We start from the raw sequence: 13,267 nt of genomic DNA, 5'->3' as shown, positions 1-13,267 counted from the left end.
GTCGTGGTTTCAGGTGAGCGCGCTCTTGATGAGCTTGCCGGTCGGTGTACGGGGAAGTTCGGGGACGAACTCGACATTGCGAGGGCATTTGTAGTGCGCGATCCGTTCGCGGCAGTAGGCGATGATGTCCGCTGCCAGTTCCTGGTCCCCGGCGACGCCGGGCACCGTCTGCGCGATCGCTGTGACGGTCTCGCCCATTTCCTCGTCGGGCGTACCGATCACGGCGACGTCGAGGATCCCCGGGTGCAGGCTCAGGCAGTTCTCGATCTCCTGCGGGTAGATGTTGACCCCGCCCGAGATGATCACGAATTGGCTCCGGTCGGTGAGGAAGAGGTATCCGTCCTCGTCGAGGTATCCGATGTCTCCTGTGGTGGACCAGTTGCCGTGCCGCGGATGCCGCGCGGCGGCCGTCTTCTCCGGATCGTTGTGGTACTCGAAGGCCCAGTCGTCGCGCTCGAAGTAGATGGTGCCGATGTCGTTCGGCCCGAGTTCGGCACCGTCTGGGCCGCAGATGTGGACGATGCCGGTCGAGTTCGGGCCGCTCTGCCCCACGCTTCCCGGCTTCCGGAGCCACTCGGCCGGAGTGATCTGGGTCGATCCCGCCGACTCCGTGGACGAGTAGTACTCGAAGATGATCTCGCCCCACCAGTCGATCATGGCCTGCTTGACCGGAATGGGACACGAGGCCGCCGCGTGGATCGCGGCCTTCATCGAGGAGGTGTCGTAGGCCCCGCGCACCTCCTCGGACAGCTTGAGCAGGCGCACGAAATGGGTCGGAACCCACTGGCTGTGGGTGATCCGGTACTTCTCGATCAGCGCGAGCGATGTTTCGGCCTCGAACTTCCGCATCAGCACCACGGTGCCGCCGAGGGCCTGTGTGGCGGCACTGAAACGCAGTGGCGCGGCGTGGTAGATCGGTGCGGGGGAGAGGTAGACGGTGTTCTCGTCGCCCGCGTAGTTGCGCCGCAGGAGTTCCACGCGCGGGTCGCCAGGTGGTTGGTCGACCTGAGTCGCCGGGAGTGGGGTCTTGATGCCCTTTGGTCGTCCGGTGGTGCCCGAGGAGTACAGCATGTCGCTGCCCCTCGGCTGGTCCACCGGAGGCAGGTCGCTGACCGGTGCCATCGACCGCTCGTAGTCGGAGTAGCCGTGGACCGGCCCGCCGAAGGCCAGCCTCGCCTCGACCGAGGAAGTAGCGTCCACAATGGCCTCGGCGAGTTCGGCGAGCGCTCCGGACACCACGAGAACCTTCGCCCCGCAGTCGTTCACGATGTACGCGGCCTCTGCCGGCGCCAGGTGGCAGTTCACCATCGTGACGTACAGGCCGGAACGTATCGCGGCCCAGTAGAGCTCGAACACGGTGAGGTCGTTGTCGGACAGCACCGCGATGTGGTCGCCCCGGCGTAGCCCGTGTTCGGACATCCACCTCGCGAACCGGGCGGATCGTGATTCCAGTTCGCCGAAGCTGATCATCTCGCCGGTTTCCGCCACGATCGCCGCGGGTTTGTCCGGCGTCCGCAGTGCGTGCAGTCCTGGATACATGCCATTCCCTCGTCGCTCGACAACCGAACCGGTGAAGGGATCCGCTCAGTTCGAACTTCCCGCCGCCACCGGTGCGCCCAGCAGGCGAGCCTTGTCGCGCTCGGGGTTGACGGTCAGCAATGCGATGCCCGCACCGACCACCGCGATGATTCCGAAGACCTGGAACGCGGACGCGTATCCCTCCGCGGCGGACGGGGCGCCGTCGACGATGACTCCGGCCAGGTACGGGCCGAGGAGCCCGCCGATCGACATCAGTGCCAGGAAGACTCCCAGGGTTCCCGCCAGTTGCTGGGCGGGCACGATTTCGGAGATCGCCGAGTTGAACAGCGGGAAGATGCTCGCCCCCAACGCGTATCCGACGGACACGACCGCGACCGCGAGCCACGGGACGTCGATGAACGGCAGGGCGGTGAGTGCCAGTCCGCAGAGCAGCAGGCCGCTGGCCGGGAGCAGGCCGCGCAGCACCCTGGAGGTCGATCCTCGGGAGATCAACCGGTCGCTGACCGTGGTGAGCACGAACAGCATCACCAGGCTCGCGATGCTGGGGAAGCCGAACATGGTTCCCGCTTCGACACGGGAGTAACCGAGCCCGACCTCGAAGTAGGAGGGCAGCCAGGTCAGCACGGCGGCCACCAACGCGTACATGGCGAAGACCGCGGCCGCACCACCGAGGAACGTCGGGGTGAGGAAGATGCGGACCCACGGCACGCTGGGCACGGTGGGCTTGGCTTCGGCCGGCTTGTCCGATTCCGCCCGCGCGGTCGTCCGCTTGCCGTACGGGCCCTCACGCCATGTCGGCACCCAGATCGCGCACCATGCCAGCCCGACCGCGGCGAGCACCACGAACGCCGCACGCCAGCCCCAGGCCGCGACCACGAACGCGAGCGCGGGGGCGACCAGGATCTTCGCGATCGAGGCTCCCGCGGTGATACAGGCCGAGGGCACCCCGCGCTTCTCCGGTGGATGCCACGAATACACCCCGGTGTGAACGATCGCGCTCGACGGGCCCTCGACGAGTCCGAGCAGCATCCGGCTGGCCAGCAGTACGGCGAACGTCGCGGCGAACACCACCGGCAGCATCGCCACGGCCCAGCCGATCGACAGCAGTACGAGCGACCACTTGAGTGGCAGCCACCTGTCCAGGAGGCCGGCGAAGAACCCGCCGATGGTGAACGTCAGGAAGAACGCACTTCCGACGAAGCCGATCTGCGAAGCGGACAAGCCGAGTTCCTCGCTTAGCGGTTGGGCCACGAGTCCCAGTACCGCCTTGTCGCCCCAGTTGATCACATAGAGCAGTACGAGGAGCCCGGTGAATCCCCATGCCTTTCCCCGGGAGTCCTTCCCCGCTCGTGGTCCTGACAGCGGGGGAGCTATCACACTGCTTGGTGGCATTTCTTGGATCCCTTCGAGGCGGTCGCACGATCTGTCTTGCGGTGACCCCACGGGGTGTCCGTGCGGTGTGGAATCGGTGAGCGGCGATACCCGCTGTGTCGCGTCCCCACAGTGAAGGAGACCTGGATCACCGCCGTCAAAGACCGGAGCCGGAACGAACCATGAGGCATTTCCTATGGCCCCAGGTGAGAGCTCCGCGATCCGCGCCGATCAAGCTCCCCGGCGCTAGAGTCGGCCCGATGCACCTGCACCAGATCGAGTACTTCCTCGCCGTGGTCGACAACAACGGGATCAACGCGGCGGCGACCGCTCTCGGGCTCGCCCAGCCCACGGTCTCGCAGGCCATTCGCGGCCTCGAACGGGAACTCGGTGTGGAGCTGTTCCACCGGATCGGCCGAGGGATGGTGCTCACCTCGGCAGGGCACAGCCTGGTGGGTCCAGCTCGGCGGGTCCTGCGCGGTGTGGTCGCAGCCGAGGGGTCGGTACTCGATGTCGCGGGGCGGCCGCGCGGACGTCTCGACATCGTCGCCATGGCGGCACTATCGGTGGATCCGGTCGCACGTCTGGTCGGCGCCTTCCGCCAGGAGTTTCCCGCGGTCTCCATCAGGATCGCGGACCTGCGTGACGAATGGGCGGGCACCGCACTGATCAGGGACGGCCACTGCGAGATCCTGGTGTGCCACCTGCCTCGCCCGGACAGCGAGGACCTGGCCGTCTGCGAACTCGGGGTGCAGGACTGGTGGCTGGTCTTCCCGCCAGGCGCGGACGTACCGCCGGACGATCCGCTGCCGCTGTCGGCGCTGCCCGACGACCCGCATGTGGTCGTGCCGCGAGGAGGGTCGCAGGCGGGGGAGATCGAACAGGCGGTCGCCACGGCCGGGCGGGTGATCAGGCCTTCCGTCGTCGTGGAGCATCGGGAGGCACGGTTGCCGCTCGTCCTCGCAGGCGTCGGCGCCACGTTCCTCGAACGGACGATGGCGGAGGCATCCGTGGCGCGTGGGGCGGTGGCGCGGGCCACCGAGCCACGGATCAGCCGGGCGTACGGCCTGATCTACGACCCGTCGGTGTTGTCGCCTGCCGGTCAGGCGTTTGTGGAGCTCGCGCGGTCGAGTGCTCCTCACGGATGACAGCGGCGACCCGCAGCAACGCCGTGGCGGCGGGGGACAACGCCCCCGGCCGGAACACGAATCCGATCGCGCGCCGGGTCGGTGGCAGGGTCGAGCGCACCACGACACCGGTCAGCTCGCTTTCGGCGATACGCCGGGGCAGGAAGGTCGCACCCGCGCCGTGCATGACCAGCTCCCAGATCGCCTGTCGGTGGGCGCATTCCACCGCCACGTAGTCGATGGCCTGGTCCAGCGTGTCGTTGATGAACGCCCGGCCGCTCGCGTCGGAGAACTCCATGACAAGGGGAATGGTCGCGATCGCGGCGAGCGGGACCGGGTCGGGAAGTTCGGCCGCCAGGGACGGCGGCAGGACGAGGGCGATCTCCTGCTCCCACAGTTCCTGTGTCCGCAGGCTGTCGCTCCTGATCGGCAGGTCGGTGAGCCCGAGCTCGGCCTGACCCTGCCGGACCTGGCTGATCACACCTGCCGAGCTACCGGGATCCAGGACGTTGACCAGGACGCCGGGATGTTGCTTCTGGAGCCTGCTCGTCAGTTCCGGCAGCGGATCCACCGACAACGTGGACACAGCGGTGATCGTCAGCCGCCCGGTGACGAGATCGCGGACGGAGTGCACTTTCGCCTTCGCCCCCTCGACGTCGGCCAGGATTCGGCGGGCCGCGACGGCGAACGACTGCCCGTCCGCCGTCAGGGCCAGCTGCCGCCCGGACCGATCGAACAGTTCGACGCCGAGTTGGCGTTCGAGTGTGCGAATCGCCTGCGAGAGCGAGGGCTGCGCCACATAGAGGGCCTGCGCCGCCTTGGTGATGCCCCCGTGGTCGATGACGGCCACGAAGTACTCGACGAGTCGGAGGTCCACGAGCCGCGACGATACGCCACATCAAGGCCGATACCACCTCGCCGGTACGCGTGTGACCAGCGGTCATAGGCGTAGCCGAACGATCCGTACACACCTTGATCTTTGTGCGACCGGACCGAGCGGTGGTGAACTCGATCGCACCCGGCACCCGGGTCGAGAAGGGCGGGGCAACGTTGGAGATCACCGGAGTCAGGCAGCGAGACGCATGGCAGCGAAACGTCTTGCCGCCGGTTGAACAGGTGCGCCCCGGGTTCTGGTCCATCCCGGTGCCGATCCCGGGCAATCCACTGCGTTACGTCCTGGCCTACGCCTTCGCCTGCCGCGAGGGAGTGACCGTCGTCGACCCCGGATGGGAGTCCGAGGAGTCGTGGGACGCGCTGGTGGCGGGCCTCGCCAAGGCGGGGTTCCGGCCCGCCGATGTCCGCGCCATTCTCCTCACGCATATGCATCCGGACCACTTCGGACTGGCCGTGCGGCTGCGCGCGGAGTCGGGTGCGTGGATCGGGATGCACCGCGACGACGCGGCGCTCGTCGAGGCGGCGACGACGAGGGAAGCGGAGTCGAAGCTGGAGGAGGGCCTGGCCCAGCTGGCCTGGGCGGGCGCTCCCCGGTCGGTCGCGGCTCCCGCGACGATGTTGCCTGCCCACCGCTTCCCCGACCAGGTGGGGCCGGAGGTTCTGCTCGAGGACGGCGATCGTATCGATCTGCCGGGATGGGACCTGCGCGCCGTCTGGACGCCCGGACACACCCCGGGGCACCTGTGCTTCCACGAGCGCAACGAGGGCATCCTGGTGACAGGGGACCATGTGCTGCCCAGGATCACCCCCAACATCTCCGTGGTGCCGGGGCAACTACCGGAACCGCTGGGGACCTACCTCGGCTCCCTGCGCTCGATCGCCGAGGTGGAACACGTCGAGGTCTGCCCTGCCCACGAGTACCGGTTCCGGGGGCTTCGCGAGCGGGTCGGGGTGTTGCTGTCCCACCACGGCGACCGGCTCACCGAGATCGAGAAGGCGGTGAGTGAACATCCGGGCGGCACCTGCTGGGGGGTGACGGAGCGGCTCGCCTGGTCCCGGCCGTTCGACACCATGACCGGATTCCTGGTGCGCCTCGCGGTGCGGGAGACGCTGGCCCATCTCCTCCTGCTCGCCGCCCAGGGCAGGCTGCGGTTCTCCGACGAACCGACCGCTCGCTGGTACCCCGTCCAGGAAGGATCCCGATGAGCGATTCCGTGCTGAGCACGCGCGAGGGCGCCGTGCTGACGATCACCCTCAACCGCCCACATCGGAAGAACGCGATGAACGAGGACGCGTGGCTCCGTCTGCACGACGTCCTGCGAGAAGCGGGCAACGACGACGGCATCCGGGTGGTGGTGCTCACCGGTGCGGGTGGCGACTTCTGCGCGGGCGCGGACCTCAGCGGCGAGCGCGCGCCCCGGCACCCGCTGCACCGGATGCGCGGGATCGGCGACATCGCCATGACCCTGCACGACCTGCCGATGCCGGTGATAGCCAAGGTGGAAGGCGTCGCCGTCGGTGCGGGATGGAACCTGGCCCTCGGCTGCGACCTCGTCGCGGCGTCGACCACCGCTCGCTTCTCGCAGATCTTCTCCCGCAGGGGACTGTCCCTGGACTTCGGAGGTTCCTGGCTGCTGCCCCGGATCGTCGGTCTGCAGCAGGCCAAGCGCATCGCGCTGCTGGCCGACTTCCTCGACGCGGAGGAGGCGCTACGGCTCGGCCTCGTCACCTGGGTGCGGGAGCCGGGCGAGATCGACGGTTTCGTCGAGGAGGTCGTGCGGCGGCTGGCGCAGGGTCCGCCGATAGCGCTGGCCCAGTCGAAGGCGCTGCTCAACTCCGCGGTGGATCAGACCCTGCCCGAGGCACTGGAGAACGAATCGCGCGCTCAGGTGATCAACTTCGGCACCGACGCCCCCGCCGCGAGGGCGGCGTTCTTGGACAAGACCGAACCCGTATTCGAGGGGACATGGCAACTGTGACCGAATCCGGCATACGAACGCGATTCACCGAGGAGTTCGGGGTGCAGCACCCCATCGTGCAGGGTGGGATGCAGTGGGTCGGCCGCGCCGAACTCGTCGCCGCTGTGGCCGAGGCGGGCGCGCTGGGATTCATCACGGCGCTGACCCAGCCGACACCGGAGGCGCTGGTCAAGGAGATCGCGCGCTGCCGCGACCTGACCGACAAGCCGTTCGGGGTCAACCTGACCATTCTTCCCGCGATCGAGCCGCCACCGTATGCCGAGTACCGGCAGGCGATCATCGAGTCCGGTATCAACATCGTGGAAACGGCGGGTGGTAACCCGTCCGAGCAGGTGGCGGCGTTCAAACCCGCCGGGGTCAAGATCCTGCACAAATGCACCAGCGTCCGGCACGCGCTCAAGGCCCAGCGCCTTGGCGTCGACGGCATCAGCATCGACGGCCTGGAATGCGCGGGCCATCCGGGGGAGGACGACATCCCCGGGCTCGTGCTCATCCCCAGAGCGGCGGGGCAGATCACCATTCCGATGATCGCCTCGGGCGGGTTCGCCGACGCGCGCGGCCTGGTCGCGGCGCTGGCGCTGGGCGCGGACGGCATCAACATGGGTACCCGCTTCATGTGCACGGCCGAGTCGCCGATCCATCACGCCGTCAAGGAACGGATCGTCGAGGCGGACGAGCGCGAAACGGAACTGATCTTCCGTCCGCTGCGCAACACGGCGCGGGTGGCGAGCAACCGCGTCAGCCGCGAAGTGGTGGCCAAACTCGATGCGGGCGCCCGGTTCGAGGACGTGCGCGAGCTCGTCGCCGGTGCTCGCGGTCGCCAGGTCTACGAACTCGGTGACCCCGAGTTCGGCATCTGGAGCGTGGGGCTCGTGCAAGGGCTCATCGACGACATCCCGACGGTCGACGAGCTCGTCCGGCGGATCGTCGCGGAGGCGACCGAACTCATCGAGGAGCGCCTCGGTTCTCTCCTGCAGCCAACGATTGAATAAGACACAGGGACACGATGACAACGCACATCCATGAATCCCGTACCGCCGAAGAGGTGCTGCTCAGCTATCGGCCCGGCGTCGCGGTGATCACGATCAACCGGCCGCACGCGAAGAACGCCGTCACCCGCGCTGTGGCCGAGGGCGTCGCGTCCGCGCTCGACGAACTCGACCGTCGCGACGACCTGTCCGTTGGCATCATCACCGGAGCGGGCGGCAGCTTCTGCGCCGGAATGGACCTGAAAGGGTTCCTGCGCGGCGAGCGGCCCAGCATCGAGGGCAGGGGGTTCGCCGGCCTGACCGAGGCGCCGCCGAAGAAGCCGTTGATCGCCGCGGTCGAGGGTTACGCGCTGGCAGGCGGCTGCGAGATCGTCCTCGCCTGCGACCTGGTGGTCGCGGCGAGCGGCGCGAAGTTCGGAATTCCGGAGGTGAAGCGCGGACTGGTCGCCGCAGCCGGCGGGCTCATGCGCCTGCCGCACCGGATACCCCCGCAGATCGCCATGGAACTGGCGTTGACCGGCGACATGCTCACGGCGCAGCGCGCCTACGAGGTCGGCCTCGTCAACCAGCTCGCCGCCGAGGGCGGCGCTCTCGACGGCGCACTGGCCCTCGCCGCCACGATCGCCGCGAACGGCCCGCTCGCGACCCTCGCCAGCAAGCGGGTGATCCGGGAGCACGAGCAGTGGCCGGAGTCCGAACGATTCGCCCGGCAGCGCGAGATCATCGACCCGGTCTTCGCCTCCGAGGACGCCGTCGAAGGCGCGCGGGCCTTCGCCGAGAAGCGGCGGCCGAACTGGCGGGGACGGTGAGCAGGCACGCGGCGGCGCCCGACGGCCCGGATCCGGCGGACGCGCCGGGACCACTCGCGGGGATCAGGGTGGTCGAGCTCGGCGGTATCGGCCCGGTGCCCTTCTGCGCGATGCTGCTCGCCGACCTCGGCGCCGACGTCGTCCGGATCCACCGCCCTTCCGACATCGGCACTGATCCCAACCCGGTGCTCGACCGGGGCAGACGCTCGCTCGCCGTCGACCTGAAGAACCCGGCGGGCGCCGAGATCGTGCGCTCGTTGATCGACGAAGCCGACGTGGTCATCGAGGGGTTCCGCCCCGGGGTGGCCGAACGTCTCGGGTTCGATCCCGCGGTGTTGCGGACGTCCAATCCCCGGCTCGTGTTCGGCCGGATGACCGGCTTCGGACAGGACGGCCCCCTGGCGGTACAAGCAGGCCACGACATCAACTACATCGCCCTGTCGGGGGCGCTGGGGTCGATCGGCCGAGCCGGTCAGCCACCGACGCCGCCGTTGAACCTGGTCGGCGACTTCGGCGGTGGCGGGATGCTGCTCGCGTTCGGTGTGGTGTCCGCGGTGCTCAACGCGCGAACCACAGGCCGGGGCCAGGTGGTGGACACGTCGATGGTCGAGGGGTCCGGGCTGCTCATGGCGATGATGTACGGCAGGCTGGCCCAGGGCGCGTGGAGCCTGGAACGCGGCCGGAACCTGTTCGACGGCGGGGCACCCTTCTACGACGTCTACGAGTGCGCGGACGGAGCGCACATCGCGGTGGGCGCCATCGAGGCTCCGTTCTTCGCGAACCTGGTCGATGTCCTCGGGGTCGCGCAGTCCGTCGACGTCACCGCGCAGCATGACCCGCGAACCTGGCCTGCCATGCGGGAAACCTTCGCCGCCGCGTTCGGTTCGGCGGCGCGGGACGAGTGGGTCGCCCACTTCGAGGGCACGGACGCCTGCGTCACCCCGGTGTTGACCATGGGCGAGGTGAACACGCATCCGCACAACACGGTGCGGGAGAGCTTCTTCGTCGGTGACGAAGGGGCCGTACACCCCGCGACGGCGCCCCGTTTCCACGGCACACCGAATCCGATACCGGCACGGGCACCCGCTCCGGGGCAGGACACGCGGTCGATCCTGGCCGGACTCGGGCACAGCCCGCACGACGTCGACACGCTGATCTCGAACGGAGTGGTGCAATGAGCAGGTACTGGCCGGAAGGGATCCCGGAGTCCCTCGACTATCCCGACGTGACCGTGGGGCAGTTGAGCGCGGCGACCGCGAGGATGTACGGAGACCGGGTGGCGGTCGTCGACGGCGACGAGCGGCTGACCTTCGTACAGTTGCACGAGCGCGCGTCCGCCTTCGCCAACGCACTGCGCGAAGACGGCCTCCGCGAAGGTGATGTGGCACTGCTGCACCTGTCCAACAGTGTGCACTTCCTCGTCGGTTACTTCGGTGCGCTGCTCGCCGGTGCCACGGTGTCGCTGGCCAACCCGCTGCAACCGGTTCCCGGGCTGCGCGCGCAACTCGCGGACACCTCGGCCAGGGTCGCCGTGACGCATCCGGCGCATGCGGCGACGTTGCTGCAGGCCCGAGCGGGCACCACGCTGCGGACCATCGTGGTCGTGCCGCCGAGCGCGTGCGCGCCCTCGGACGAGCGGGTGGACGGGGGAGACGGGGTGGTCCAGTTGACCGACTTCACCGCCAAGCACTCCACGGTCCCACCCGCGATCGACCTGTCCGGCGAGGACGTGGCGCACCTCGCGTACACGGGGGGCACGACCGGGATCTCCAAGGGTGTTCGCGTTCTGCACCGCAATGTCGTGGACAACGCCGTCCAGATGACGGCATGGCGTGCCGCGCACCGGGTCACCGTCGTCGACGGCGTGGTGGAGTTGCATCCGATCGAGGACGTGCGTGACGCCGGGGTCGAGCCCGGGAAAGCCGTGACGATCGTCGTGTCACCACTGTTTCACGCGCACGCGCTGATCAACCTCAACTTCCTCCTGCTCTGCGGGGCCACGAGCGTCCTCACCGGCCGATTCTCCGCACCGGCGATGCTCGAGTCCATCGACCGCAACAACGCCACCTACATCACCGGCAGTCCGACGATGTGGCACGCCCTGCTCGACAGCCCGCGGTTGCACGAGTGGGACCTGTCATCGGTCAGGGTGATCTCGTCCGGGGCCGCGCCGATCGACCGCGCCACGCTCGAGGCGCTGGAAACAGCGTTCCCGGCGGCGGTGATCCTGGAGGGGTACGGGCTCACCGAGGGCACCTGCGTGGTCACCGCCTCGCCGGTGGTGCGCGGCGCGAAACGCAAACTGGGCAGCGTCGGACTGCCCTTGTGCGACACGACCGTGGAGATCCGCGCCCTGGACGGCGACGCCGCGGTACTCGATCCGGACGAGGTCGGCGAACTGTGGGTGCGTGGTCCACAGGTCACGGCGGGCTACCTCAACCGGCCGGAGGCGACCGCCGAGCAGTTCGTCGACGGCTGGCTGCGCACCGGCGACATCGGGCACGTCGATGCCGAAGGCTTCGTGTTCATCTCGGACCGGGCCAAGGACATGCTGATCTACAAGGGATACAACGTGTATCCGCGTGAGCTCGAGGACGTTCTCACGACGCACCCCGACGTCGATCTCGCAGCCGTGGTCGGCCGCACCGACCCGCGAAGTGGTCAGGAACCGGTGGCGTTCGTCGTACCCCGGCGCGAGGCGGTACTCGATCCGGATCAGGTGATGGCGTTCGTCGCCGACCAGGTCGTGCCCTACAAGAAGATCCGGGAGGTCCGCGTGCTGGACGCGCTGCCCACCTCCGCTGCGGGCAAGATCCTGAAGACCGAACTCCGCGCGCTGATCCAGCAGGATGGGAGTGCGCCGCGTTAGTGAACAACCGGCCCACGGGTCAGAAGGTGCGTGCCAGCAGCATGGTGCCCATGGTGAGCATGGTGGCCGCGACCAGGGCATCCAGTATCCGCCAGGCGGCAGGGCGGGACAGGACACCGCTGAGCGGCCGGGCGGCGTAGCCGAGGCTGGTGAACCAGGCCAGGCTCGCCAGCATCGCGCCGAGGCCGAAGACCCAGCGCAACGAGCCGCGGTCGGCGGCGACCGAGCCGAGCAGCAACACGGTGTCCAGATAGACGTGCGGATTGAGCCAGGTCATGGCCAGGCAGGTGAGCACCGCGGCGCGGACGGAGCCCGCGGAAGCGCCGTGGGTCGACAATGCTTGGGCCGCGGCGGGTCGTAGCGCGCGGCGGGTGGCCAGAACGCCGTAGCAGATGAGGAAGAGGCCGCCGGCCAGTCCGATCGCGGTCAGGGCGGGCGGCCACGCGACGACCACGGCGCCGAGTCCGGCCACGCCCAGTGCGATGAGGACCGCGTCGGATACCGCGCAGAGGCTGACCACCGCGAGCACGGCCTGTCCACGCACTCCCTGACGGAGGACGAACGCGTTCTGAGCGCCGATGGCGACGATGAGGGAGAGTCCGGTGCCGAATCCGGCGAGAGCCGCCGGGAGAGTGCCGCTGTTCACGTCATCCGACGTTATGGTCCGGTAGGTGTTCAGTACAGCTAAGGTTTCTTAGCTATCATTAGCGATCGTGATGGCCGAGCTGCCCTTCGACCAGGTCCGTACCCTGCTCGCCGTCGTCGACGAGGGCACTTTCGATGGGGCCGCACTGGCGTTGCACGTGACACCGTCCGCGGTCAGCCAGCGGATCAAGACGCTGGAGCAGCGCACCGGGCGGGTGCTGTTGATGCGCACGAAACCGGTCCGGCCGACGGAGTCCGGGCAAGTACTGGTGCGGTTCGCACGACAGTTGACCGCCCTGCGGAGGGACGCGCAGCTGGAGCTGGGCATCGCCGACGAGGCCGGACCGGCCCGGTTGCCCATCGCGGTGAACGCGGACTCGCTGGCCACCTGGTTCCTGCCTGCCCTGACGCGGGTGCCGCAGAGCCCGCCCGTCTGCTTCGAACTGCGCCGTGAGGACGAGGCGCACACCGCGGCATTGCTGCGCGAGGGGCAGGTGATGGCGGCGGTGACCTCGTCGGCTCAGCCGGTGGCCGGCTGCTCTGCGCGATCGCTGGGACTGGCGCGCTACCTGCCGTTGGCGAGCCCGCTCTTCGTGGCGCGCCACCTGTCCAGCGGGCCGCTGCAGCGGTGCCTGCCCGAAGCACCGGTGATCGTGTTCGACCGCCGTGACGAGCTGCAGGATCGATTCGTCCGATCGCTCACGCGCGGGGAGTCCGATGCCGGCAGGTCGCGGCATTCCGTGCCGACCTCGGAAGGCTTCCGCGACGCGGTCGCCGCCGGACTCGGCTGGGGCCTGGTCCCCGAGTCGCAGGCGGAGCCGCTGTTGCGTTCGGGCGCACTGGTGACCCTGGCGCCGGGACAGTTGGTGGACGTGCCGTTGTACTGGCAGCAATGGAAGCTGGACGTACCGGCACTCGCACTCGTAGCGGAAACGATCATCGCCGCGGCGGCCGAGTCCCTGCACCCGGGACCATCCCGCCCGAGCGATGAGTTTCCGTTGATCCACGCGTCTACCTCCTGACGGCAGGTACAGCTGACACAGGA

12 protein-coding genes are annotated in these 13,267 nt (G+C 68.7%); 8 read left to right on the top strand and 4 right to left on the bottom strand.

Annotation, left to right across the window (positions count from 1 at the left end; all coding sequences use genetic code 11):
* Positions 1-9 precede the first annotated feature (9 nt).
* Both D0C15_RS00145 and D0C15_RS00140 read right to left on the bottom strand, forming a co-directional pair.
* Positions 10-1,539: an acyl-CoA synthetase gene (locus D0C15_RS00145; RefSeq protein WP_116040350.1), complete on the bottom strand. Its 1,530-nt coding sequence runs from the start codon at positions 1,537-1,539 to the stop codon at positions 10-12.
* Between the two features lie 45 nt (positions 1,540-1,584).
* A complete protein-coding gene (locus tag D0C15_RS00140; protein ID WP_116040349.1) occupies positions 1,585-2,931 on the bottom strand; it encodes an MFS transporter in 1,347 nt (448 codons plus the stop codon).
* 239 nt (positions 2,932-3,170) lie between these two features.
* On the opposite strand from D0C15_RS00140, the gene D0C15_RS00135 reads away from it, so the two are divergent.
* On the top strand, positions 3,171-4,058 hold the full coding sequence (locus tag D0C15_RS00135) for a LysR family transcriptional regulator (RefSeq protein WP_116040348.1): 888 nt from the start codon (positions 3,171-3,173) through the stop codon (positions 4,056-4,058).
* On the opposite strand, the gene D0C15_RS00130 is transcribed toward D0C15_RS00135, so the two are convergent.
* Positions 3,961-4,914, bottom strand: coding sequence for a LysR family transcriptional regulator (locus D0C15_RS00130; RefSeq protein ID WP_116040347.1), 954 nt, complete (start codon positions 4,912-4,914; stop codon positions 3,961-3,963). The genes D0C15_RS00135 and D0C15_RS00130 overlap by 98 nt on opposite strands.
* A 104-nt stretch (positions 4,915-5,018) precedes the next feature.
* Here D0C15_RS00130 and D0C15_RS00125 point away from each other — a divergent pair, with 104 nt between their 5' ends.
* The 6 genes from D0C15_RS00125 to D0C15_RS00100 are packed head-to-tail and all read left to right on the top strand — an operon-like array spanning position 5,019 to position 11,577.
* Complete coding sequence (locus tag D0C15_RS00125) at positions 5,019-6,137, top strand: MBL fold metallo-hydrolase (protein ID WP_245975489.1); 1,119 nt, start codon at positions 5,019-5,021, stop codon at positions 6,135-6,137.
* Positions 6,134-6,910, top strand: a complete 777-nt coding sequence (locus tag D0C15_RS00120; RefSeq protein WP_116040346.1) for an enoyl-CoA hydratase/isomerase family protein — start codon at positions 6,134-6,136, stop codon at positions 6,908-6,910. The genes D0C15_RS00125 and D0C15_RS00120 overlap by 4 nt, the downstream gene beginning before the upstream one ends.
* Positions 6,898-7,902 (top strand): NAD(P)H-dependent flavin oxidoreductase, encoded by a 1,005-nt coding sequence (locus tag D0C15_RS00115; RefSeq protein ID WP_116040345.1) that lies wholly within the window; start codon positions 6,898-6,900, stop codon positions 7,900-7,902. Before D0C15_RS00120 ends, D0C15_RS00115 begins: the two co-directional genes overlap by 13 nt.
* A 14-nt stretch (positions 7,903-7,916) precedes the next feature.
* Positions 7,917-8,708 (top strand): crotonase/enoyl-CoA hydratase family protein, encoded by a 792-nt coding sequence (locus tag D0C15_RS00110; RefSeq protein WP_116040344.1) that lies wholly within the window; start codon positions 7,917-7,919, stop codon positions 8,706-8,708.
* On the top strand, positions 8,705-9,886 hold the full coding sequence (locus D0C15_RS00105; RefSeq protein WP_116040343.1) for a CaiB/BaiF CoA transferase family protein: 1,182 nt from the start codon (positions 8,705-8,707) through the stop codon (positions 9,884-9,886). The genes D0C15_RS00110 and D0C15_RS00105 overlap by 4 nt, the downstream gene beginning before the upstream one ends.
* A complete protein-coding gene (locus D0C15_RS00100) occupies positions 9,883-11,577 on the top strand; it encodes a class I adenylate-forming enzyme family protein (protein WP_116040342.1) in 1,695 nt (564 codons plus the stop codon). The genes D0C15_RS00105 and D0C15_RS00100 overlap by 4 nt, the downstream gene beginning before the upstream one ends.
* A gap of 19 nt (positions 11,578-11,596) precedes the next feature.
* Here D0C15_RS00100 and D0C15_RS00095 read toward each other — a convergent pair whose 3' ends face one another.
* Complete coding sequence (locus tag D0C15_RS00095) at positions 11,597-12,223, bottom strand: LysE/ArgO family amino acid transporter (protein WP_116040341.1); 627 nt, start codon at positions 12,221-12,223, stop codon at positions 11,597-11,599.
* A 70-nt stretch (positions 12,224-12,293) separates the two neighbouring features.
* On the opposite strand from D0C15_RS00095, the gene D0C15_RS00090 reads away from it, so the two are divergent.
* The gene (locus D0C15_RS00090; RefSeq protein ID WP_116040340.1) at positions 12,294-13,244 is read left to right on the top strand and encodes a LysR family transcriptional regulator ArgP; all 951 of its coding nucleotides are present in this window, start codon (positions 12,294-12,296) and stop codon (positions 13,242-13,244) included.
* Positions 13,245-13,267: the final 23 nt, after the last annotated feature.

The sequence above is a fragment of the Amycolatopsis palatopharyngis genome (assembly GCF_003385185.1).
Taxonomy (GTDB): Bacteria; Actinomycetota; Actinomycetes; order Mycobacteriales; family Pseudonocardiaceae; genus Amycolatopsis; species Amycolatopsis palatopharyngis.
The sequence above is the reverse complement of the archived record's forward strand: the minus strand, read 5'-3'. Positions and strand labels throughout refer to the sequence as shown.